Origin of the sequence: Psychrobacter sp. DAB_AL43B, assembly GCF_900168255.1 — a bacterium.
In the GTDB taxonomy this organism is placed as follows: domain Bacteria; phylum Pseudomonadota; class Gammaproteobacteria; order Pseudomonadales; family Moraxellaceae; genus Psychrobacter.
In genome coordinates this window covers 1,669,507-1,692,772 of the sequence record NZ_LT799838.1, presented here as the reverse complement: position 1 = coordinate 1,692,772, position 23,266 = coordinate 1,669,507, and the positions used below count along the sequence as shown (strand labels likewise).

19 protein-coding genes are annotated in these 23,266 nt (G+C 42.2%); 7 read left to right on the top strand and 12 right to left on the bottom strand.

All coding sequences use genetic code 11. The features are described from left to right. Positions 1-28: 28 nt before the first annotated feature. Positions 29-2,239: an exodeoxyribonuclease V subunit alpha gene (gene recD, locus DABAL43B_RS07420; protein WP_079691779.1), complete on the top strand. Its 2,211-nt coding sequence runs from the start codon at positions 29-31 to the stop codon at positions 2,237-2,239. A gap of 27 nt (positions 2,240-2,266) precedes the next feature. After that, positions 2,267-2,785 carry a MepB family protein gene (locus tag DABAL43B_RS07415; protein WP_079691778.1) on the top strand — a complete coding sequence of 173 codons (519 nt, stop codon included), beginning with the start codon at positions 2,267-2,269 and terminating at the stop codon, positions 2,783-2,785. Positions 2,786-2,874: 89 nt separating this feature from the next. On the opposite strand, the gene DABAL43B_RS07410 is transcribed toward DABAL43B_RS07415, so the two are convergent. The 4 genes from DABAL43B_RS07410 to DABAL43B_RS07395 form a co-directional block, all read right to left on the bottom strand. Next, positions 2,875-3,438, bottom strand: coding sequence for a hypoxanthine-guanine phosphoribosyltransferase (locus DABAL43B_RS07410; protein WP_079691777.1), 564 nt, complete (start codon positions 3,436-3,438; stop codon positions 2,875-2,877). Positions 3,439-3,540: 102 nt separating this feature from the next. Next, complete coding sequence (locus tag DABAL43B_RS07405) at positions 3,541-4,209, bottom strand: hypothetical protein (protein WP_079691776.1); 669 nt, start codon at positions 4,207-4,209, stop codon at positions 3,541-3,543. A gap of 80 nt (positions 4,210-4,289) precedes the next feature. After that, positions 4,290-5,984, bottom strand: coding sequence for a DUF3482 domain-containing protein (locus DABAL43B_RS07400; protein ID WP_079691775.1), 1,695 nt, complete (start codon positions 5,982-5,984; stop codon positions 4,290-4,292). Positions 5,985-6,070: 86 nt separating this feature from the next. Further along, positions 6,071-7,495 carry a DUF2868 domain-containing protein gene (locus DABAL43B_RS07395; RefSeq protein WP_079691774.1) on the bottom strand — a complete coding sequence of 475 codons (1,425 nt, stop codon included), beginning with the start codon at positions 7,493-7,495 and terminating at the stop codon, positions 6,071-6,073. A 500-nt stretch (positions 7,496-7,995) separates the two neighbouring features. Between DABAL43B_RS07395 and DABAL43B_RS07390 the strand changes: the two genes are divergently transcribed. Continuing rightward, positions 7,996-9,483 carry a nucleobase:cation symporter-2 family protein gene (locus DABAL43B_RS07390; protein ID WP_079691773.1) on the top strand — a complete coding sequence of 496 codons (1,488 nt, stop codon included), beginning with the start codon at positions 7,996-7,998 and terminating at the stop codon, positions 9,481-9,483. Between the two features lie 239 nt (positions 9,484-9,722). After that, positions 9,723-10,475: an SDR family oxidoreductase gene (locus DABAL43B_RS07385; protein ID WP_079691772.1), complete on the top strand. Its 753-nt coding sequence runs from the start codon at positions 9,723-9,725 to the stop codon at positions 10,473-10,475. A 39-nt stretch (positions 10,476-10,514) separates the two neighbouring features. Here DABAL43B_RS07385 and DABAL43B_RS07380 read toward each other — a convergent pair whose 3' ends face one another. The 3 genes from DABAL43B_RS07380 to DABAL43B_RS07370 all read right to left on the bottom strand — a co-directional run bounded on the left by DABAL43B_RS07380 (position 10,515) and on the right by DABAL43B_RS07370 (position 14,686). Continuing rightward, positions 10,515-12,017, bottom strand: a complete 1,503-nt coding sequence (locus DABAL43B_RS07380) for a bifunctional 2-methylcitrate dehydratase/aconitate hydratase (protein WP_079691771.1) — start codon at positions 12,015-12,017, stop codon at positions 10,515-10,517. Positions 12,018-12,139: 122 nt separating this feature from the next. Next, a complete protein-coding gene (locus tag DABAL43B_RS07375) occupies positions 12,140-12,730 on the bottom strand; it encodes a GNAT family N-acetyltransferase (RefSeq protein ID WP_079691770.1) in 591 nt (196 codons plus the stop codon). A 102-nt stretch (positions 12,731-12,832) separates the two neighbouring features. Further along, positions 12,833-14,686, bottom strand: coding sequence for an ABC transporter ATP-binding protein (locus DABAL43B_RS07370; protein ID WP_079691769.1), 1,854 nt, complete (start codon positions 14,684-14,686; stop codon positions 12,833-12,835). Positions 14,687-14,802: 116 nt separating this feature from the next. On the opposite strand from DABAL43B_RS07370, the gene DABAL43B_RS07365 reads away from it, so the two are divergent. Beyond that, on the top strand, positions 14,803-15,267 hold the full coding sequence (locus DABAL43B_RS07365; RefSeq protein ID WP_079693068.1) for a DMT family transporter: 465 nt from the start codon (positions 14,803-14,805) through the stop codon (positions 15,265-15,267). Here DABAL43B_RS07365 and prpF read toward each other — a convergent pair. Then, on the bottom strand, positions 15,264-16,529 hold the full coding sequence (prpF, locus tag DABAL43B_RS07360; RefSeq protein WP_079691768.1) for a 2-methylaconitate cis-trans isomerase PrpF: 1,266 nt from the start codon (positions 16,527-16,529) through the stop codon (positions 15,264-15,266). The two genes, DABAL43B_RS07365 and prpF, sit on opposite strands and share 4 nt — an antisense overlap. A gap of 101 nt (positions 16,530-16,630) precedes the next feature. Here prpF and DABAL43B_RS07355 point away from each other — a divergent pair, with 101 nt between their 5' ends. Beyond that, positions 16,631-16,852, top strand: coding sequence for a TA system antitoxin ParD family protein (locus DABAL43B_RS07355; RefSeq protein WP_079691767.1), 222 nt, complete (start codon positions 16,631-16,633; stop codon positions 16,850-16,852). Between the two features lie 17 nt (positions 16,853-16,869). After that, entirely contained in the window at positions 16,870-17,160 is a 291-nt protein-coding gene (locus DABAL43B_RS07350; protein ID WP_079691766.1) for a type II toxin-antitoxin system RelE/ParE family toxin, read from the top strand. A 115-nt stretch (positions 17,161-17,275) separates the two neighbouring features. Here the strand turns inward: DABAL43B_RS07350 and acnD are convergent, their stop codons facing one another. From acnD to prpB, 4 genes are all read right to left on the bottom strand, one after another. Further along, complete coding sequence (gene acnD, locus DABAL43B_RS07345; protein WP_171996376.1) at positions 17,276-19,909, bottom strand: Fe/S-dependent 2-methylisocitrate dehydratase AcnD; 2,634 nt, start codon at positions 19,907-19,909, stop codon at positions 17,276-17,278. Positions 19,910-20,034: 125 nt separating this feature from the next. After that, positions 20,035-20,613 (bottom strand): hypothetical protein, encoded by a 579-nt coding sequence (locus tag DABAL43B_RS07340; RefSeq protein ID WP_079691764.1) that lies wholly within the window; start codon positions 20,611-20,613, stop codon positions 20,035-20,037. A 149-nt stretch (positions 20,614-20,762) separates the two neighbouring features. Further along, a complete protein-coding gene (prpC, locus tag DABAL43B_RS07335; RefSeq protein WP_079691763.1) occupies positions 20,763-21,902 on the bottom strand; it encodes a 2-methylcitrate synthase in 1,140 nt (379 codons plus the stop codon). 136 nt (positions 21,903-22,038) lie between these two features. Beyond that, a complete protein-coding gene (prpB, locus tag DABAL43B_RS07330) occupies positions 22,039-22,929 on the bottom strand; it encodes a methylisocitrate lyase (RefSeq protein WP_079691762.1) in 891 nt (296 codons plus the stop codon). Between the last annotated feature and the right edge of the window lie 337 nt (positions 22,930-23,266).

Here is a 23,266-nt window from a genome sequence, read left to right as displayed (position 1 = left end):
CTAAAATAACGATAAAAATGGATAAACGATGAGTGATGTTAAAGGTATAAACGCTACTAGCACAGATGCTGCTAATAACTGGTCTACGACGATTAGTCAGTATTTATTACAACGACGCGCACAAACGCAAGTGGCATACCGAGGACAGCTAAAAAGTCAGCTGGTAGCTAATACAGGTGAAGAGGTTCATGACACGCAAGCTTGGTTGTTTGAGGCGCTATTTGAGGTACTGGTGCAGCGTTTAGAGGAGGGGCATACTGTATTGGTCCTTGACGCGTCTAATCGTAGTATGAGTGGCAATAGGCTCAATGATGATACTGGGCTGTTTATTTGGCAACAGCATCTATTGCAACCCTTACTACAGCCATTATTTACAGCGCTTATAAATAATGGCATAACAGATCTATCAATTGCTGAGCTATTAGAAAGCGATGAGATGTGGCATGCCGCCATGCGCCAATCAACCTTACCTTTATATGATAAAAAAATATTAGAACAACGCCGTCAAGTTTGTGTAAATCTATATCAATCATTAAGACATATAGCTAGTAACGCTACTTCAATAGAAAATAGCCTAAGCAAATTCAATAAAATACTAAATAACCAACCACTTTTTACTAGAATCGGAAAAGTGGAAAGTGAAATTGCCTGCCCGATTATTTTTCAAGTAGATAGTAATCTTGGTTATGAAGAAGAGAGAGCTAACGAAGCAACTAAAATCACCTTATGGCTACATCGTACATGGCAGGCTGAACACGCACTCGCAAAGAATGTGATTCGTATTAAAAATCAGACGTTAATAGAATTACCGATAGTGCCCAATCCTCGATTACACATCGAGCAACAAGATGCCATTCATATGGCAAATCGATCGGCATTTAGCATCATTACTGGTGGACCAGGGACGGGCAAAACCTTTACCGTTGCGCAGTTGGTTATGGCGCTGCAGCAAGAACAGTCTGAAGGGCATAAATCAAAGGTCAATCTAGCATTAGCCGCCCCAACAGGTAAGGCCGCCCAGCGGATGCAGGAGTCGCTACAGGACGCCATACAGCAAGCTGGTGTCTATATACAGCTGCCAGAGGCAAAGACCATTCATCGCTTGCTAAGTATCGGGCAGGGCGGTCGTCCACGCTACAATGATAAAAACCCACTAAGTGAAGATATTATCATCGTTGATGAGGCTTCTATGCTTGGGGTAGAGCTTGCCAATCATCTGGTAAGCGCCATAAAAGCCAATGCGCGGCTGATACTACTTGGTGACGCCAATCAGTTAGCAGCAGTCGATGCAGGGGCAGTGCTGGCGGATTTATGTCGTATACCTGTGCTACAAGACGTGCATCAGAGTTTGGTGGCCAGTCGACGTTTTAAAGAAGACTCAGGGATAGGCATGCTTGCTAAACTCATTAATCAGGCACATATAAGCTCGAACAGCACACAAAACATGATAGAAGTTTGGCAGCTTCTTCAAGATGATGACGCACTAAACTTTTATCAACTGGCATCTAATGCAAAGGAAAACACGGACGGTGACATAACAATTAATAAGAAAAAAAATAGCCTAAGTAATTATAAATTTCTAGAAAACATCTCAAACAATTACCTTCAATACTTTAATCAAAATAAGAAAATATTAACAAAAATTAAATTAGCGAGTTCCATGCCAACAAAAGAATCTATCAATGATTTTACCAAACTAATGGTAATGCTCAATCAATTTAGAGTGTTAACTGCTGGTCACCATGGGCGTTGCGGTGATCATCATATCAATAGTTACCTGAGTGAACAGCATAAGACCCAATTAAAATTGCCGTTATCAAAATCGCCTTGGTATCATGGACGCCCTGTCATGGTTTTACAGAATAACTATGAGCTAGGGTTGTTTAACGGTGATATTGGTATTTGTCTACAAACTGAGAAAGGGCGTTTGCAAGTATTTTTTGAGAACAAAACACAAGGCATTAATATTAATATGCTGAGTGATGAGATGATTGCAACTGCGTATGCGATGACCATCCATAAATCGCAAGGGTCAGAGTTTGATCATGTGGCTATTGCCTTTGATGATAGTAATGGACGCTTGCTAAGCCAGGAGCTTATTTATACCGCTGTGACGCGCGCCAAAAAACAAGTTTCTATTTTTAGTACAACGTCAGCTTTTACGCGCGCATTATCAACGCCAACTGAAAGACAAACAGGGCTAAGTTTACAGTTCGAAAGATTTATAGATGAGTATTAAAAAAAGCAAGATAAGAAGAGAGCTAAAATGCATAACTTTTATACTGTGCTAGAACACATTAATAAAATTATTTATAAGCCTAATCAATTGATGATAGATTCAATTGAAGAGGAAAAACAAAATTCAGAATATGCAGCTGGTAGATTTGAGTTATCTAGTAAATCAGCTGTTAGAACTGTTCGATTTAGAGTCGCCAAACAAACACCTACTAAAGTGGGGCAGTTTGTTACTTTCTGGGAAAAAGATGATGAATGTATTAATCAGTCTTCTCAATATGATCAATCATCAGATTTACTAGTTATAACTACCTTTAAAGATAATAATACACTTGGGCAATTTGTTTTCCCAAAAGATATTTTACTCAAAAATAATATTCTTAAATCTCATTCTACTAAAGGTAAGATGGGTATAAGAGTCTATCCTAGCTGGGATAAGCCAACCAGTAGCACTGCTATAAGAACCCAAAATTGGCAATTAAATTACTTCTTTGCAGTTACCGATACAAGCATATTGCCTACCGAAAAAATACTAGAGTTGTACGGCTAATATGATGAATATTCAACAAAAAAAGTAAATTATAAAAAATAAAAAAGCATCCAATTTGGATGCTTTTCTTAATGACAAAAGTTTTAGATTTACACTTTATCTTCTTTAATGGCATAGATGCCTGGTAGATGACGCAAATAACCATGGAAATCCATGCCACAGCCATAAACATAACGATCAGCAACATTAATACCAACAAAATCAACGTCAAAATCTGAAACTTTACGATCATGTTCTTTATTGAGCAATACACAAGACTCGATAGACAAGGGGTTTTCTTTACTCAATTCTTCGACGATTGCTTTTAGAGTGATGCCTTCATCAAAAATATCATCTATCAACAGTATATGCTCACCAGCAAGCTTTACGTCAGGCTTGAATTTCCAATCAAGTTCATTAGTGCCTTCGTTATCACGATAACGCGATGCATGGATGTAATGCATGCGATGATAGAACGTCAAATGAGTCAGTAGCTGACCGGCTGGGATAAGTCCGCCGTTCATAACGACCATAACAATCGGGTTTAGACCAGCATAATGGAGGTTGAGCTGGGCCGCTAAGCGCTCATAAGCAGCAGCAACTTCCATACTACTGATAAGGCACTCTGAGTTGCGTAATGTTTTTTCAATTTCTTGATTGCTGATTTGGGTCATCGGGTGTGCCTTTGGTAAAAAGTGCCGCTTATTTTAGCAAATTTTAGTGAATTTGCCCAACGCCATATGACTTTTAGGACAAATTTAATCAAATACTATGTCTTATTCTGGCTTTTTTACGATAAAAGGGCGGTAATAATTCGCTAAACGATTTAATGAGCTGTCTGGTAAGTCAGGCAACAGCTTATTAAGCGCCATACTCATGCCTTTATCGATAGCCGCTTTGGCAACTGGTACAGACTTACGTTTAATCATACCAAGCTTTAGTGTTTCCGCATAACGACTGATAAAATGAGTCAATGTCTCTTCATTCATCGTTTCAAGGGCTGTTTTAAACGTCTTCATATCTATATGTTCAGGGGTGACAGCAGCAAAACCTTTATCAATGATTTCAGCATCTTTTTCTGATAGCTTGAAACCCACGCGTTTTAAACCTTCATTATCGATAAAGGTTGCACGGTCTCTTAAAAAATGGAAACTGGGCAAAACTTCTTCATTATTTTCTTTACCCAGTAAAATATTGAGTAGGGTATCCGACGCTCGTTCAATCGTCGCAACAATTTTACGCATGGATGCTTGACGCTCAGGGTTTGGAATAATCTCAACCAGACCAACCAATAAGTTATCGATAAGATCGCGTGCTGTTTGGTGAGTCAGTGCATCGCGATAAGGGTAATAGTCAGTTTTCACATCTGATGCAATGACTTGTTCTGCCTCAATAATTAACGCTTTTAATTTATCTGAAGGTACGAATCCAAAATAGTATGTCATTAATTTTCCTTGGTCTTTATTGGTTTTGATTACTGCTAAATATGTTCAGTGGTTTTAACTACGATTTTTATTTAAGAATGCTAGTATTTATGTGAGGGTAGCTTGCTTGCCAGCGACCATGCCATATCCACTCGTAGTAGTTGAGCTTGTTCTGACTTACCACTACTGAGCGATGACCATTGCGGTTTACCACGCGCTTTTTTAAGCTCACTGGGTAACTTGTGCGCAACCCATGGCGTCACTACATTATCTTCATTGCCATCAACAAACGATCTATTGTTATTTTTCTCGCCATTATATATCAGTTGCGTGGCATCTGTTGCAGCATGGCCACGATGGCGTAGCATATTCAATAAATCTATGGCCCGAGTTGCCAATAAAGTTAATGTTGCAGGGTCGATATACAGACGTTTTACTCCAGTAATCCTATCGGCGATACTACTGGTATTAGATAACAGGCCGCCTGCGATACCCCCTATGGCAGCACCTAATCCTAAGGTCGTGCCTAGTGCTGCGGCATCAATGCCCAATCCTAATAGTGCGCCAGCTGCAGCGCCAGAAGTCGTGCGAATACCATAGCTTTTAAGGAGCTCAGGATCAAATGGATCTTGCTGGTACGCTTGCAGTTCAAGCGGGGTTGCTGCAACTGCGTTATCATAAAATTTATATAAATTAAGCAAATTGTGCTGCATAGCGCGCTCACTCTGTCTGACTGCTTCTTGCATTTGCTGTAATACAGGCATTGGATCATCATCTTCACTAATCTCGCGTACAAAAGCGGCGACATTTAGCAAAAAATCAGCGATGATAATATTGGCCTCATCGTACAGCTGTGCCCAGTCTTCAGTACGACGCTGCATCAATTGTTCAAGCATCTCAGCATGTGTGAGCATGGTCGCAAGATTTTTCCACAGGCGCATTTCATCTTCAAATTCAAATGCTACTGAGTCAAAGCGCGTAGAGATGTGCAAATTACGTCTTGCCAGCATAGTCTGCCAATCATCAATATTGGCATCCTGACTGTCAGTGAAGTTAAACACCGGCATAACAGGTATCGCAGCCCAAGACAAGATAGCCAGCTCATCTTTATATTTACCTAATACTGGTTCACGTGCATCTACGACATAGATGGCCATATCACTTGCCAGCAGCTGACGGATAACTTTGGCTTCTTGGCTATAGTTATAATCTTGCGAGTCATAATTATCTGAGGTATTACTATCGACACCTTGAGCGATATCTGCTGCCAAAAACTGCTGTAAGCGCTCAATGCCATCACGGCGACTGGCGGTATTGTCTTCAAGCCAGTCCATTAATCCCGATGCGTCTTCTAGACCAGGGGTGTCATACAATGTCACCAACAGTTCACCCGTTTGACTGTCCGTCAGTTGGGCGCGCTCTACATGCCGCGTGGTTGCTGCTTCGTTCTTTACTTCACCAAAATATACGTCACGTAATAAGGTGCGCAGTATAGACGTTTTCCCCGTATTGGTATGACCAACAACGGCTAATTTAAGCGCTTCGCCACTAGCGATTGTCTTTTTAGATGTTGTATTGACAGGTTTTACTTGTTCAGTGAATGCTTGTTTATCTAACGTTTGTTTGTTCAAGGACAGTTCTTCATCGCTAGTAACGGCTAGATATGGCTGAGGCGCTGGCTGTTTTCTTGAGTCGGGTGTTACCTCATAAGCCTTATCGGCAAAGAGACCGACATGCTTATCAGCTTTTTGGTTACTTTCTTGGCTGTTATCTTGATTATTATTGTCATTATTCATAATAGAATCTTATATCAATTATTAATAGCCAAAAAACACCGTAGCCGTTTACGGTTATTATCTGATGAATCATAAGGCGCATTTTTCTAAGAGTCAACTTTAACTAAGCCAATTTTTCGAGCGGAGAGCGCTGTTTGCCATTGCTGATAACGAACGTCTGGTTTTTCTAACAATTGCTCTGTTGGTTGGCTCGACTCTAAAATATCGGTGGTAACATTATCAGTGGCAATATTGTTGGCAGTAAAGCTAGTATCATTAAGCAGTTGTACAATTAGTCCGTGTTTTGCATGACTGGCAATTTGATCGAGTTTACGCAATGTGCCACGATCAGGCAACGCTTTACCATGAATCCCCAGTAAGACTTGTACCGAATGGCTATCTAAATAGGTTTTTAACCGTGCCATATCATCACGATCATCGACGATACCGAAGTTTTCAACGTCACTATTGTCTTTAATATCCGTACTAAGTCCCGATTGCCACCAGTTATCCTGCTCTGATGGGTATTCAAGTAACGCGACCAGTTTCTTGCCAGCGCTGACAGTCGCTTTTGGGGCAATAGGTGCTAGCGATGCAGTAAAATCATCTACATCGACCACGTGACGCTGCCAAAAATTCAAAATCTTTTGATAATAGGGCAGTTTGATATCCAAGCGCATTTTTTTACGACGAAACATCAATGCACAAAACGCCCATGCTATGGCGCGTGGCACAATGCCATACATCAGCAAACTACCTACCAATAATCCTGCCCATTGCCGGGCGACAGATAGTGGCATCGCATCGGTCACCAACCGGCTCTGTACAATAGCCGTGCTGTCTGGCACATCGAAGCCAACCATGCTTGGCAGCCATCCGAGCACTTGAGTCAAGGTGATAAGCGCCTGATCGGAAAGTAGCGTTGACTCCCAACTAAAGCTGTACTGACGGACGATTAATAAAAATATAATCGCCAGCAGCATGCCGGTCAACGTCGCCAGCCATAACTGATGGCTAAACCGACCTAAATACCAGCGCATACCGCTATGTTGCAATTGACGCTCGTACAAGTCGACTGCCGCCTTGGTGACATCATCCTTACCACGGATGAGATAACTGGGACTAACAAAACTGGCAAACCAGCTTGGCGACTGACGACCTTGATTGATTAATGTCATGACTAACCAACCTAAGAGCATGATGCTATGAAAACCCAGTAAACAAACCAACACATAAAAGAAATTGACCACATTGGTCTGTAGCAAGGTAAACAGTCCCAAAAATCCTGAGATACACCACACCACGCTCATCACAACCATGATACCTTTGATGCGCCCATCAATTTTACCCAGCACTCGTGCCAGCGCACCATTGCTATCGATGCGTGATGCCCTCCGATGCAGTTTTTGCAGCGGTTTGCCATCTTCACCTTGCAGTTTTTCAGTGATGAGTAGCGGATCAGTGGCAAAGACATGTTGCTCTGTCTCAAGCGTGCGTACCAGCTCAGTCAATTGGTCTTGGGGCGATAGCATAGTCTGATATCCGTATAATCAATGATGAAATGAAAATAATAAAACCTTTAATAATAATGGCATTTTTATCGGTACTACTATTTTGTTGTTAAAGCCTTTGATATTAAAGGATTTTCTTTGAATGAAAAAAAATCCTGACCATATGGTCAATAATAACTGGCAGTTATCGCAAATAAACGTTATGCTAAAAACAAATTAGAAATCTGATTTGGATATGTATCCCAAACAGTCATGCTCATTCTAATGTTAAATTCAGATAATACACAGTTCTATATACAGTTATAGCGTAAAACTGATTCAGATTAATTGAAAACGAGGTTAAACTCCTTTTCATAGTAAAAACCATAAAATCCAGTAAGCCTATTTTTGCGGTCATTACGACTAGTCATGTAGTAGATAGAGCGCTGGTTTTTATAAAAATAATGAGTTTCACTCTAGGAGTTGTCAAAGAACAAGCCTAGAATACATTAACGACAGAACACCAAGGACGGCTATTTAATATGGATATTAAATCTACTTCTCAATCGGCATTTGCCCGCCCAGAAGACGAAAATCTGGGCGTTGGCGCCAATATTGCTTACGGCTTTCAACACGTACTAACGATGTATGGTGGTATTATTGCTGTACCACTGATCGTTGGACAAGCAGCTGGACTATTACCGGCTGAAATCGGTTTATTGATTGCTGCCTCTTTATTTATTGGTGGTCTAGCGACATTATTGCAGACCATTGGTGTGCCTTTCTTTGGTTGTCAGCTACCGCTAGTACAGGGTGTATCATTTGCGAGTGTTGCAACCGTGGTAGCCATTGTGACGTCGGGGGGCGGGCTACCTTCTGTATTCGGTGCCGTCATTGCAGCATCTGCTCTGGGCTTTTTGATTACGCCTATTTTCTCCCAGATTATTAAGTTCTTTCCGCCACTGGTAACCGGCACAGTGATTACGACTATTGGTTTGACCTTGATGCCAGTAGCTGCACGCTGGGCTATGGGTGGCAATAGCAACTTACCAACCTTTGGCAGCATGACCAATATTGGTCTTGCCGGCTTCACATTAGCGATGGTGTTATTACTAAGCAAGCTTGGTAATGCGGCTATCAGTCGCTTATCTATTCTGCTAGCGATGGTTATCGGCACTTTTGCTGCTTGGGCTTTCGGCTTAGTCGATTTCTCTGGTATTACAACCGGCTCTATTTTCGCCTTTCCGACACCTTTCCATTTTGGCGCGCCTACCTTTGAGCTTGCGGCAATTATCTCTATGTTTATCGTAGTATTGGTTATTTTAGTAGAAACGTCAGCAGATATCTTGGCAGTTGGTGATATTATTGAGACTGATGTTGACTCAAAACGCTTAGGTAATGGTCTGCGTGCGGATATGCTAGCCAGTATGGTTGCGCCAATCTTTGGCTCTTTTACTCAAAGTGCTTTTGCACAGAACGTTGGTTTGGTTGCGGTAACCGGCGTTAAAAGCCGTTTTGTAGTGGCTTATGCCGGTATTATCTTGGTCGTTTTAGGCTTGATGCCGATTATGGGTCGTGTTATTGCAACGGTTCCTACCGCAGTATTAGGCGGCGCAGGTATCGTATTGTTTGGTACGGTTGCAGCCAGTGGTATTCGTACACTAGCACAAGTCAGCTATAACAATAATATGAATCTAATTATTGTTGCTACCTCTATCGGTTTTGGTATGTTACCAATTGCAGCGCCATCATTTTACGATCAATTTCCAGACTGGTTCGCGACTATTTTCCATTCAGGCATCAGCTCTGCTGCCATTATGGCCATCGCACTAAACTTGTTATTTAACCACCTAAAAGTAGGTAACTCAGACCAACAGTCAGTATTTGTCGCCGGTACAGAAGACCGTTCAGTGCGTCCTGCGGTTATCTTAGATTTGACCGAAGGTGATTATTTTAGCGAAGGTAAATTATTCGATGTTGATCATAAAGAAGTACCTGTTGTGGCGGTAGACAAACCAGCAGCGCATTAACGGTTACTGCTACACTAAGCTTACTGTAAATTAAAGCATTGATATTTTTAGCTTAAATTATCCATTAGTCGCCCATTGAGGCGGCTTTTTTATTAATCGGCTATCGTATTGAGTAACTGTTTCTGAATCTTGATTAAGCACAACAGCCTTATAGTAAATATTAAAAAAGTCAGTCACTATATAGATATGAGTACACAATCAGTTGATGACCCGATTAACAGCAACTAGGAGGATGCCTTATGAACTCTAAAACCTATCTCATCATTGGCGGCACCGGCGGTATTGGCCAAGCCATGATTGAACAGATCTTATCGTCTGCTAAGCAACATGATAGCGTTGACGTCTTTGCGACTTATTATCGAAGCGTACCGGATATTGAAGCGGATAACCTACATTGGCTACAAATGGATGTCAGCGATGAAGATAGTATTAAGCAGGCGACCGATGTCATTAAGCAACAGCGCGCGCATATTGATTGGGTACTTAACTGTGCGGGGCTGTTGCACACTGAACAAGCGCAACCAGAAAAAGCACTCAGACAAGTTGAAACAGATTTTTTCTTACAAAATATGCAGGTGAACGCCTTAGCCAGTCTGCTTATTGCTAAGCATGTAAAACCATTATTGGCTAAAGCTGAACGCAGCAACGACAAGCCAGCAATTTTTGCGACGATATCTGCGCGTGTAGGCAGTATCAGTGATAACCAAGTTGGTGGTTGGTATAGTTATCGTATGAGTAAAGCGGCGCTCAATATGGGTATGAAAAACCTGAGTATCGAATGGGGAAGGTCGCTAAAAGATGTCTGTGTGGTGGTCATGCAACCGGGGACGGTAAACACACAGCTGTCTGCACCCTTCCAAAGCAATGTCGCTGATGGACATCTTTTCTCGCCAGCCTATAGCGCAGAGTGCTTATTAGAGGTGTTATCGGGAATGACTGCTGCCCAATCAGGCAGCTTTGTTGATTGGGCAGGAGAGTCAATACCTTGGTAGATTTCAAATCATGGGTTGAATGATTAAATAGCTAAATAGTTAATTAGCCACAAACAAATCCATAAATTCATTCACAGACGTTTGCTCTAAACGTTTTTGATCGCTACATAATGCAAAAATATCCGCACAGCGACTGTCTATAAAGCGCGTTGCAAGACTGGCACGAAACTTGGCTTCTAATACCGGTAAGCCCTCAGTACGGCGGCGTTTATGCCCAATAGGGTATTCTATAGCAACCTTATCCGTGCTGCTGCCGTCTTTAAAGAAGATCTGAATCGCATTGGCAATCGAGCGCTTGCTTGGATCATGGTAATCTTTTGAATAACCGGCGTCTTCTTCAACGACCATCTTACGGCGTAGACCATCAATCAAAATATGATGCTGCGCATGATAATCATCTTCATAGTTTTCCGCCATTAAATCACCCGTGAGTAAAGGCACTGCCACCATATATTGTAGACAATGATCGCGATCGGCAGGATTTGAGAGCGTCCCTTCTTTAGAGATGATTCTAATCGCCGATTCATGAGTGGTTAGGACGATTTTTTCAATCTCATCAATTCTGTCATCGATACGCGGATGCAAAATAACAGCAGCCTCGCAGGCTGTTTGCGCATGAAACTCTGCAGGAAAGCTTAATTTAAATAAGATATTCTCCATCACATAACTGCCAAACTCACGCTGGAAAATAAATGTGCGTTCATTCTCAGGCTTGGTAGCCAAATCCTTATTGGTATGGCTAAACAGCACATCGTAGAAACCCCACTGCGGTGCGGAGAGTGCGCCAGGAATACCCATTTCACCGCGACGAGTGATATCGACCAAACGTACCGCACGACTGGTGGCGTCTCCTGCTGCCCAAGACTTACGACTACCGGCATTGGGTGCATGGCGATAAGTGCGCAGCGCTTGACCATCGACGATAGCTTGGGAGATGGCTGCCATGATACGCTCACGTGGCAGAGCATATAATTTTGCAACGACAGCAGTTGAAGCCAATTTTACCAAAAACACGTGATCAAGACCCACACGGTTAAAAGAGTTTTCAAGCGCCAAAACTCCTTGAATCTCATGCGCCATAATCATCGCCTCTAACACCTCTTTCATGGTGAGTGCTGCATGGCCCTGACTGACGTTTTGCTGACTGATATAGTCTGCTACTGCTAAGATACCACCTAAGTTATCTGAGGGATGACCCCATTCAGCAGCGAGCCATGTATCATTATAATCAAGCCAGCGCACGATACAGCCAATATCAAAGGCGGCTTTGATAGGATCTAACCGGTGAGAGGTGCCCGGAACGCGCGCACCATGAGGTGTTATCTGCTCTGGGCAATCAGGACCTAAGTGTTTGGTACATTCAGGAAAGCGTAATGCCAACAGTCCGCAGCCGAGGGTATCCATCAGGCAGTAGCGGGCGGTATTCCAAGCATCAGCGCTATTTGGGGAGTCGTTATCTATAGAGTAATTAAGAACGTAATCGGCAATTTTTTGAATTTCTACGTCATACTCTGGGCGGACGTTGCTTTCTACATTAGACATAGTCTTACCTCTTCCTTGAGTTAGATAGTTAAGCCATCCATCAAAAATAGCATACTCAATATCTAACCACAGTGAAGTAGTGTAAGACTGGTTTAAAACGTAACCATTAATCAGGCAATTATTCAGACCATTAAATAAACCAAACCGACAATAAATAAAAGCGCCAATATCAATAGTAAAAAGCTGAGGATATTGCTTGCTGTACCTGAACTTTCCTTTTTGACCTTGACCTTTTTGATTATTGGTAAAACCATAATCACATGCTCAATGCCATCATGGAGATAACGTTCACCTTCAGGGATAAACCCCAAGGATTCGTAAAAACTTAATAAATAAGTCTGGGCTGAGATGATAATGGGTTTCTTGCCATATTTTTTACGGCAGTATTTGATAGCCTCCAGCATCATCTGACGGGCAACGCCATCGCCTCGATGCTCCGCTAGTACCAAAACTCTGCCAATTGAGGGGATAGGGCCTGAAGGGGTTACGGAAGATTTTTTGCTATTAAATGTCGGTGGAATGATTCGGCAATAGCCAATCAATGCTTCGTTTTGATGCGCGACCAAATGCAAGCAGTCAAAATCTACCTCATCCATATCCTGATAAGGGCAGTTTTGCTCAACCACAAACACTTGCGAGCGCGCTTTTAAAATATGATACAGATCAACGGAGGTTAATTCATCAAAGGTTTTTATAGAAAATTCACAAGTCATAGTCAAATAGCTTCTAACAATTTAAAGGGCTGGCATAGGATAATCAAAAATATAATGCATCAATGCATCACAGAGTGAGTATTATAACGACTTCGCCCTACATTAACTATTTAAGGTTTGACTGATTTTATCCAAATTCAAACTATCAGACATGGCGCTGAATATTTCAAAGTATTTGCCGCGCTTCTCATATAGCGCTTCGTGAGTACCCGTCTCGACCACACGCCCGTTTTCTATCACCACTAAGTCATCGGCATCGATAATTTGGGCAATATTATGAGAGACCATAATCACTGTTCGGTCTTTTTTAATCAAATCTAGGCTCTTTTTCACCTGTTGGCTGGCAATCGCATCAAGGCTTGCCGTTGGTTCATCCAAAAATACAATCGGCGGATCTTTTAAAAACATCCTTGCCAGCGCAATACGTTGCTGTTGACCGCCTGATAAGGATTTGGCTGTGCTTTCATAGCCTTTTGATAACGACATGATCTGCTCATGAATAGAGGCTTTTTTTGCCGCAACGATAATATCTTCATCAGTTGCATTCATATCGCCATAACGGATATTCTCGCTAATAGTACCCGAAAAAATATGATTGCTTTGTAGCACCAAACCGATATTTTGACGTAGCTCATGGGTGTCATAGTCGGCTAAATTTTGCCCATCTAGGCATATCATGCCAGCATCTGGCTCGTAAAATCTCACCAACAAATTGATAATCGTACTCTTGCCAGCACCGCTTAGACCCACCAGTGCGGTAATACGATTGGGTTTAATAGTGAAGCTGACATCTTTTAGCGCTTGAGTACCATTAGGATAGGTAAAATCGACATTTTTAAGCTTAATATGACCTTTTAGGTTTTTACTACTTAAACCTAATATTTTTTCAACTTGTTCATCATCTTCTAAAATCTCAAAAAAGCCTTCTGCATAGGTCAGGGCATTGTTAATTTGGTCATAAATGCGGTGCAATTGGCGGATAGGGGCGGCGACGTTTTGAAACAGCATGACATGAAATAAAATCATACCAATGGTCATCTGACCCTTTAGCACAAAATAGGAGGTCAGTAAAATAATCGCCACCACGCCTATTTGCTCTATAAAGGTTTTCACCGCATCATAAATGAAGCCAATACTACGAATACGTAGCTGATTGTCAGTCATGTCCTTTTGAATGGTTAAGTGCTTCTCAGCCTCGATAGGTTCGCGGACAAAGGATTTCACGACACTGATAGAGTTAATCAAGGAGATGACAAGACCACTTTTGGCTTCTCTAAAGCCGCGCATTTGACGACGAAAGCCTTGTAGACGCCGCGCTTGTTTTTGACTGATAAAGAAATATATCGGAACAATGATAAGACCGACTAGACCAATCCAAAAGTTGGTCGAAAACATAATGATCAGCGATACAATGGCGCTGGCAAATAATGGCAGCATATCAATAAAGAAGTTTTGTACTAAGCTGGTGAGACTACTAACGCCATAATCAATACGGGTTTGCAATTTACCACTGTCGTTTTCGCTACTGGTATAAAACGCCATACGGTAGGTCAGAATGCGCTCAATAATTTTTTGTGATAAATCACGGGAGAGATTGATACGAATCTTTTCACCATAAAAGCGCTGACCAAAAGAGATAAATATTGATAATATCTCTTTGGTCAAGAGCACCGCACTGATGATGGTTAACATGCGCACACCAGCTTCCCAAGGCTCGGCAAGGGTAGCGATTTCGGTCAAAGTATCAACAGCATAGCGCAGTACAAAGGCATTGACCTGTGCGGTAAATGAACCCAGCACCGTTAAGATTAGCGTGGCGATAATTAAGGTTTTGTAAGGTGCGGCAAATACCGCCAGTTTTTTTAGAATGTCCCACAGCAAAGCCCGCCGCTCAGTTTTTTTAAGCGGCGGTTTTTTATCGAGTGGAGACTTTCTGAGATTAGAAGTGGTTGGCATGTATTAGATTCAACAGTTTGAGTATTTAATTGATTAAACTTATTATGCCCTAATTAGCGTAAAATTTATTATTGATGATATTCATATATACACTATTTATTTTTTGGGGCAGTTATTTGAAAATCCTTCCTTACGTCTTAATTAGCCTTTTAGGTGGTGCTATTGTTCCGCTCCAACTGGCTATCGTCAATGCTTTTCGAGAAAGTACACAAGCCTCTCAAATACAATCTACCTTTTATTTATACTTAGGAGGTGCACTAGCTTCTTTAGTACTGTCGTATGTGATGAGTGGTGGTATCAAGCCACCAATGATTGAAAATGCGACGTGGTGGATGTGGTTACCAGGATTTTTGGGCAGCTTTTATATCTTATTCATGTTTATTGCCGCGCCAAAGATAGGCGCAGGTAATACACTGCTTTGGGTGTTTCTTGGGCAAATGTATTTTGCTCTGATTCTAAGCCAAACTGGCTTGTTTGGCTTAGAGGTTAAAGCGATAGATATCTATAAAATCGCTGGCTTAGCCTTAGTCACTATAGGCGGGATATTAATGATATATGGTGAGACGAGAGTTAACGGTTAAAAACTGTCCGCTGGTACAAAAACTTCACCGACCATGATACGACGAGCTGAACGACTCATCGAGACTTTCTTGGCTTGCCAGCGCCCATCGACTTGCTCCGTTTTACCGCCCACCAACAATGTACCTGATGGATGACCAAAGCGTACCTCAGATAGCTGTTTTTCGGATTGGCCTGCGCTTGCGGCCTGATTAACCAATGTTCCTTGAGTCGTTGCTGCGGCGGCAATCGCTACTGCTGCTGTACCCATCATCGCATGATGCAATTGACCCATACTCATCGCACGTACAACGAGATCAATATCATCGGCTTCAACAGCTTTACCACTAGAGGCAGTATAGTTTTGTGCAGGCGCTATCCAAGCAATTTTTGGAATATGCTGACTGCTTTGCGCCTCGCTCACATCTTTAAACAGTCCCATCGCGACACCACCTTTGGCACGGATATTCTCAAGCTTGGCAAGTAGTTCGCTGTCACTATTAATATCACCTTGCAGTTCAGTCCCGTTAAAGCCCAAGTCTTCTGCATTGATAAAAATAGTTGGAATACCCGCACTAATAAAGGTTGCCTTGATACTATCGATATCTAGACCACAACCGGATACATCAAAGTCATCTATTAGGTTGCCGGTAGGGAACATGTCACTTGATGAGTCTACCGGATCGATAAATTCAATCTTTACCTCAGCCGCTGGGAAGGTCACACCGTCTAATTCAAAGTCGCCTGTTTCTTGCACTTGTACTTTACCTTGCGCGTCGGTATAAACAGGCACATGAGCAATGATGGTTTTACCGATATTCTGTTGCCAAATACGTACTTCACAGATGCCACTGCCCGTATTATGACTGACACTATTAGCAACTTTATCAGCATCTACTAAACCCATATTGATAGCACAAGCACCAACCGCCGCGGTTAAATTACCGCAGTTACCTGCCCAATCTATCAGTGGTTTGGCAATATTCACTTGTCCAAACAGATAATTGACGTCGTGATCTGTTTTATCAGGGCTGTTATTGGCAGGCGATAAAATGACCGTCTTTGAAGTGCTAGAGCTACCATTACCTAAGCCATCGATTTGTTTGCCATAAGGATCAGGGCTGCCGATAACACGCAGTAGGAAATTATCACGCGACTTGCCAGCAACTTGGCAGCGCTCTGGTAAATCAGATAAGTTAAAGAAAGTCCCTTTTGACGTGCCACCACGCATATAGATGGCTGGGACTGAGAGTTGCGGGGCGAATGTTGGTTTTGTTTGGGTCATTTTTTATTCCTTTTATTTTTTCATCAGAATGATAGTCGTTAATACATTAGATATGTGGTAAAATACCACAAAGGTTAATAGTCTTGAATAAGGAGAATCCTATGTCTACTGCAAGCATACGTCTTAATAAAGAACTGGTTGATAAAGCCTATGCGATCTCAAAAGCACAATATCGTACCCCGCCAAAGCAAATAGAACATTGGGCAACCATTGGACAAATTATGGAAGACAATCCTGATTTATCCTATGAATTTGTTCGCCAAATATTAATTGCACAAGCAGAAGTGGATGCTGGCATGGTCGAGCCTTACGAATTCGGATAATCTTTTTTGGATAAATGATGACTCAATCTTTAAGTGTTGTTCAATCACATAGCTTTAAAAAAGCCGTTAAAAAATTACATAAAAATCAGAAAGCCGATCTAGATGCTGCTGTACATACCTTAATGGATAACCCTAATTTAGGCATACAGAAAGTAGGTGATTTATCCTCTGTACGTATCTATAAGTTTAAGATGCTAAAGCAGCTAACCTTATTGGCCTATCAAATTGATGATGGTCAGCTTGTCCTCACCTTATTAATGATTGGCACGCATGAGAACTTTTATCGTGATGTTAAATTAATACTTTAATAATCGTTCTAAAGCGCTAGTCTCATTATTTGTCACCTCTAAACATTAAAAAAACCGATGCCATATAAAAATTCTATACAACATCGGCTCTTTAATTATTTAAAACTTATCACATTTACGCAATATCTAGCGTGCCATCGATGAACTCTTTGGCAAAGCGCTGTAGCATACCGCCAGCGTTGTACATTTTGACCTCATCAGCCGTATCTAAGCGGCAGATGATTGGTACTTCAGTTTTGCTACCGTCAGCACGGTTAATCACAAGCGTCATCATACCTCCAGCAGAGACTTCACCGGTAACATCAAAGACTTCGGTTCCGTCGATATTAAGCGTATTGCGCGTGACACCTTTTTCAAACTGTAGCGGTAGGGCACCCATACCAACCAAGTTTTGACGATGAATACGTTCGAAATCTTCAGCAACGACAACTTCTACACCCGCCAAACGCACACCTTTGGCAGCCCAATCACGGCTTGAGCCTTGACCATAGCCATCACCTGCGATAATGATAAGGGGTTGCTCACGGTTCATATAAGTCTCGATTGCTTCCCACATGCGCATGACCTGACCTTCAGGCTCAACTCTAGCAAGCGAACCTTGTATGACTTCACCTTTCTCGTCACGCACCATCTCATTCAATAGCTTAGGATTAGCAAAGGTTGCACGCTGAGCGGTTAAGTGATCACCGCGATGGGTGGCGTAAGAGTTATAATCTTCGCTTGGTAAACCCATGGTATCTAGATACTCGCCAGCCGCTGAGTCACCCAAGATGGCATTTGATGGTGACAAATGGTCAGTGGTGATATTGTCGCCTAACACAGCTAACGGACGCATACCTGTTAGCTTATTCATCGCCGCCATTTTACCTTCCCAATAAGGCGGACGACGAATGTAGGTAGTCTGATCACGCCAGTTATAAAGTGGGCTTAGTGCTTTGCCCGTATCTTTTTTGGCTTCATCAAACATAGGGATATAAACGGCGTTAAATTGTTCCGGCTTCACCGCTTTCGCCACGATATCATCAACTTCATCATCGTCAAACCAGATATCTTTTAGATAAACGTCATTGCCATTCTGATCTTTGCCTAACGAGTCTTTTTCGATATCGAAGCGGATGTTACCAGCGATAGCATACGCAATAACCAATGGCGGTGATGCTAAAAACGCTTGTTTAGCGTAAGGATGGATACGACCATCAAAATTACGGTTACCTGATAGCACAGCAGTAGTGAATAAATCATTATCAATGATTTCTTTTTCGATATCAGGGTCAAGCGCGCCACTCATGCCATTACAAGTGGTACAAGCAAAACCAACCACATCAAAGCCAATTTCTTGTAGCTCAGACATCAGACCTGCTTCTTCTAGGTACATTTTTACCGTTTTAGAGCCTGGTGCCAATGATGATTTTACCCAAGGCTTACGTAATAAGCCTTTTTCATTCGCATTACGCGCAACCAAGCCAGCAGCTACCATGTTGCGCGGGTTAGAAGTGTTGGTACAACTGGTAATAGCGGCAATGATAACCGCGCCATCTGGCATTAAGCCATCTTTTGGTTCTGGTAATTTATCACCCTCACCGTGAGCAATGCCTTTGGCAACCAAGTCCGTGGTTGATACGCGGGCATGTGGACGTGAAGGACCGGCCATGTTACGTACTACCGCAGACAAGTCAAATTCAAGGACACGGTCATAAACCGCATTTTCCATGCCATCAGCCCATAGACCAGTTTGCTTAGCATATTGCTCAACCAGTTTGATTTGGGCTTCACTACGACCAGTCAAGCGTAAATAGTCGATGGTTTGCTCATCGATATAGAACATCGCTGCCGTCGCGCCATATTCAGGGGTCATATTCGAGATAGAAGCACGATCACCAACGCTTAGCTGGCGTGCACCGTCACCGAAGAATTCAATATAGGTAGAAACCACACCAGCATCACGTAAGAACTCGGTCATAGCGAGGACTAAATCAGTACCAGTAATGCCTTTTTGCAATTTACCGGTTAATTTCACCCCAACGAAGTCTGGTAGGCGCATATAGGATGGGTTGCCCAACATCACGCTTTCAGCTTCTAAGCCACCAACACCGATAGAGATAACGCCTAGAGCATCGACCATTGGCGTGTGGCTGTCAGTACCGACTAGCGTATCAGCAAACGCCACTTGCTCACCGACTTTATTCTGTACCACTTGGACGACCGGTGACATTTTTTCTAGATTGATTTGATGCATGATGCCGTTACCAGGCGGCACAACGTTGACATTATCAAAGGCATACTGACACCAGTTGATAAAGTGGAAACGGTCATCGTTACGACGCTCTTCGATGGCGCGGTTTTTCTCAAAAGCGTTTTCTTCAAAGCCTGCGTGTTCAACAGCCAGTGAGTGGTCAACAATTAATTGGGTTGGCACGATAGGGTTTACTTTTGACGGATCACCACCTTGTTCAGCAATAGCATCACGAAGTCCTGCTAAGTCAACAAAGGCTGTTTGACCTAAGATATCATGGCAGACGACGCGGGCAGGGTACCAAGGAAAATCTAAATCTTGCTTACCATAGATATGTTGCTCTAACGCCGCGGTTAAGTCTTCAGGTGGGCAACGACGTACCAAGTTTTCACACAATACTTTTGAGCAGAACGGTAGTTTGTCATACGCGCCAGCTTCTATACTTTCAATCGCCTCGCGGGTATCAAAGTAATACAGGTCGGTATCAGGTAAAGATTTTTTAAATTGTTCATTCATCGGCTGTACTAGAGCGTTGTCCATAAGTCACCTTTGGCGGTTAGCTGGTTGGAATGATTTTTGTATAGCAGTGTTACTTCAAGGTATTGTTATATTTGATATTTTTAAGATTTAATACGGCGTCATTATTTATAACTGCCGACAATGCCGTCGCATAAAATAAGTTTTTTGGCGGAGTCTAAGTGCGCACCAAATTGTTCGCCATCAAACTGCTCGTATTTAAAGTGCGGCTTTAAACCTTGTGTCGATGTTTTGAGATATAGAGCATCGTAGAATACGTCCGAATTGGGTACTAAATAAATCTCAAGATGAGATATTGGTTTTTTTCTATAAGTAGCATCTTTAAATTTGACGGTATAAGTCACACTATCACTACTATATTTATCACCTTTTTTCATCGTAATTGAGGCAATAGCGTTTTTATAAGGTGCTGGGATAATATAGTGTTGTTTTAAAGAAAATATGGTGCCGTTATAAATGCCCTTTGTCGTTGATTCTTTATGGGCAATAAAACTGTTTTTGAATGTGTTATAGGTTTTAGCAGCGTTATTTGATTTGGCGCTGTCCACATAACCACAGGCTTCTTCATAAACACTAAATAACGGTGTGACATCTGTAGCAGCGCTGGCGTGAGTTGAGCCTAGAGATATTGATAGGAATCCCGCACTAAGCAGCACAAACGATAGATTTTTTATATTCAGCATAACAGCCCTTTAATGACAGTCATTTAATGAGGTTTTTTAGTAGGTGTAGGGTGTGCTGTTCGCACCAGTGAATAGTTTATATCTAACAATCAGTGCGCAAAGCACACCCTACAAATTTTCTTATTCAAGCAAGTATGAAACTTGATATATTAACGCGCACTCATGTCCGGCACAGAACGCAACTCTTCACCAGTATATTCGGCACTTGGACGAATGATACGGTTGTTAGCACGTTGCTCGAATACGTGCGCAGCCCAACCTGTTAAGCGTGAGCATACAAAGATTGGCGTAAACAGCTTGGTTGGAATACCCATAAAGTGATAGGCAGAGGCATGGAAGAAATCAGCATTACAGAACAGTTTTTTCTCACGCCACATGACTTCTTCACAGCGTACTGATACTGGGTAAAGCACATCATCGCCAACGTCTGCTGCTAACTTCTCAGCCCAACCTTTGATAACGACGTTACGCGGATCAGATTCGCTATAGATGGCATGACCAAAGCCCATAATTTTATCTTTACGAGCCAGCATCGCCATCATCTCTTTTTCAGCTTCATCTGGTGAGCTAAAACCTTCAATCATATCCATAGCGGCTTCGTTCGCGCCGCCGTGCAAGTGACCACGTAGTGAGCCAATCGCGCCGGTAATGCAAGAATGGATATCCGATAATGTAGAGGCACAGACACGCGCGGTAAAGGTTGAGGCGTTAAACTCATGCTCAGCATACAAAATAAGCGATACGTTCATCACTTTGGTATGTAGCTCGTTTGGCTTTTCGCCTTTGAGCAAATGCAAGAAGTGACCGCCAATGGTGTCATCATCGGTTTCGGTTTCGATACGCTCGTTGTCATGGGTAAAGCGATACCAGTAATTGATGATTGATGGGAATACTGCCAGCATACGATCTGCTTGGTCATTTTCTTCATCAAAACTCATTTCGGTCTCAAGGTTGCCTAGCATAGAGCAACCAGTACGCAATACGTCCATTGGGTGCGCGTCGGCAGGGATGCGTTCAAGCACTTCTTTTAGCGGCTGTGGTAAACCACGTAAGCCTTTAAGCTTAGTTTGATAAGCATCAAGCTCGCTTTGGGTAGGCAAATTGCCGTATAGCAACATATAAGCCACTTCTTCAAAGATGCATTTGTCCGCAAGCTCTGATACGTCATAACCACGGTAAGTCAGACCTGAGCCTGATTTGCCAACGGTAGATAGAGCGGTCTTGCCAGCGACTTGGCCGCGTAGACCTGCGCCTGAAAGTTCCTTTTGTGCTGCTTGGTGTGCTGCCATGATAAATTCCTTTTGTTGGTAGCTTGTGTTGGATCAAAGATAAAGGTGTTAAAAAGACTAAATACTACACATTGCGCTGGCATGCTCATTGATATAAAACCAGCGCCTTTCACTTCACTTTAAATAACTGCTAGAACTACTTATTATTAGCAAACAGCTTATCTAAAGTCTGCTCAAACTCATGGTAATTTAAGAAATCATAGAGTTCCATACGTGTCTGCATGGTATCGACGACTTTTTCTTGCGTACCATCATCTAATAGATGCTGATAGACGTTTAATGCGGCTTTGTTCATTGCACGGAAGGCTGATAAAGGATAGAGCACCATATCGACACCGACACCATGTAGCTGCTCGGTAGTGTAAAGGTCAGTTTGACCGAATTCAGTCATGTTGGCGAGTACTGGAATATCGAGCACATCCGTAAACTTGCGGTACATCTCAATATCGGTCAATGCTTCAGCAAATATCATATCCGCACCAGCTTCTTGAAAGGCAACCGCGCGTTCAACAGCTGCATCAAGACCTTCAACAGACAAGGCATCAGTACGCGCCATGATCACAAAGTCTTTATCGGTTTTGGCATCAAGGGCGGCTTTTAGACGATCAACCATCTCTGAAATGCTAACGATTTCTTTATTAGGACGGTGACCACAGCGCTTTTGTGCGACTTGGTCTTCGATATGTACCGCTGCCACGCCAGCTTTTTCCATTTTTCTAATGGTTTGAGCGATATTAAATGCACCACCAAAGCCAGTGTCGATATCAACCAATAATGGTGTATCAACCGCATCGGTAATGCGGCGCGCATCTTCTAAGACATTATCAAGGCTGGTCATACCTAAATCTGGTAAGCCAAATGAGGCATTTGCCACGCCAGCACCAGAGAGATATAACGCTTGGTGACCAACTTGGGTTGCCATCATCGCGGTGTAGGCGTTAATCGCGCCAGCAATCTGTAGTGGTTGGTTGTTATCGTTTTTTTGTTTCATTGCACTGCGAAAGCGAGCGCCAGCTGATGGGGTCATATCGTAATCCTTACGTAGAGGGTAATCTTATCGATGTCACAAATGTTATGCTTGATTAGATCGTTGTGCTTGATTATACCCAATTATCCATGTCTGCAAAGCGGTGTTTTAGCATTATTAATTATAATTACTTAAATGATAATTAATATTTATTAAATATATTTATTAAATGGATAGTACTATCCATTATTTAGAGGTTTACTAAGATTAGTATTCATATCACATAAGCAACCAAGTCATTATCAGTTGAGTATTTACATTTAGTTACAAAATCTTTGGTTAGAAGGTTAAAATTATCTATAAAAAAGCCCTGATAGCTTAGCTATTAGGGCTTTTA

Bases quoted from the DNA above. Each gene is read 5' to 3' on its own strand.
- recD (WP_079691779.1), top strand. From the start codon at position 29: ATGAGTGATGTTAAAGGTATAAACGCTACTAGCACAGATGCTGCTAAT.
- DABAL43B_RS07415 (WP_079691778.1), top strand. From the start codon at position 2,267: ATGCATAACTTTTATACTGTGCTAGAACACATTAATAAAATTATTTAT.
- DABAL43B_RS07410 (WP_079691777.1), bottom strand. From the start codon at position 3,438: ATGACCCAAATCAGCAATCAAGAAATTGAAAAAACATTACGCAACTCA.
- DABAL43B_RS07405 (WP_079691776.1), bottom strand. From the start codon at position 4,209: ATGACATACTATTTTGGATTCGTACCTTCAGATAAATTAAAAGCGTTA.
- DABAL43B_RS07400 (WP_079691775.1), bottom strand. From the start codon at position 5,984: ATGAATAATGACAATAATAATCAAGATAACAGCCAAGAAAGTAACCAA.
- DABAL43B_RS07395 (WP_079691774.1), bottom strand. From the start codon at position 7,495: ATGCTATCGCCCCAAGACCAATTGACTGAGCTGGTACGCACGCTTGAG.
- DABAL43B_RS07390 (WP_079691773.1), top strand. From the start codon at position 7,996: ATGGATATTAAATCTACTTCTCAATCGGCATTTGCCCGCCCAGAAGAC.
- DABAL43B_RS07385 (WP_079691772.1), top strand. From the start codon at position 9,723: ATGAACTCTAAAACCTATCTCATCATTGGCGGCACCGGCGGTATTGGC.
- DABAL43B_RS07380 (WP_079691771.1), bottom strand. From the start codon at position 12,017: ATGTCTAATGTAGAAAGCAACGTCCGCCCAGAGTATGACGTAGAAATT.
- DABAL43B_RS07375 (WP_079691770.1), bottom strand. From the start codon at position 12,730: ATGACTTGTGAATTTTCTATAAAAACCTTTGATGAATTAACCTCCGTT.
- DABAL43B_RS07370 (WP_079691769.1), bottom strand. From the start codon at position 14,686: ATGCCAACCACTTCTAATCTCAGAAAGTCTCCACTCGATAAAAAACCG.
- prpF (WP_079691768.1), bottom strand. From the start codon at position 16,529: ATGACCCAAACAAAACCAACATTCGCCCCGCAACTCTCAGTCCCAGCC.
- DABAL43B_RS07355 (WP_079691767.1), top strand. From the start codon at position 16,631: ATGTCTACTGCAAGCATACGTCTTAATAAAGAACTGGTTGATAAAGCC.
- DABAL43B_RS07350 (WP_079691766.1), top strand. From the start codon at position 16,870: ATGACTCAATCTTTAAGTGTTGTTCAATCACATAGCTTTAAAAAAGCC.
- acnD (WP_171996376.1), bottom strand. From the start codon at position 19,909: ATGAATGAACAATTTAAAAAATCTTTACCTGATACCGACCTGTATTAC.
- DABAL43B_RS07340 (WP_079691764.1), bottom strand. From the start codon at position 20,613: ATGCTGAATATAAAAAATCTATCGTTTGTGCTGCTTAGTGCGGGATTC.
- prpC (WP_079691763.1), bottom strand. From the start codon at position 21,902: ATGGCAGCACACCAAGCAGCACAAAAGGAACTTTCAGGCGCAGGTCTA.
- prpB (WP_079691762.1), bottom strand. From the start codon at position 22,929: ATGACCCCATCAGCTGGCGCTCGCTTTCGCAGTGCAATGAAACAAAAA.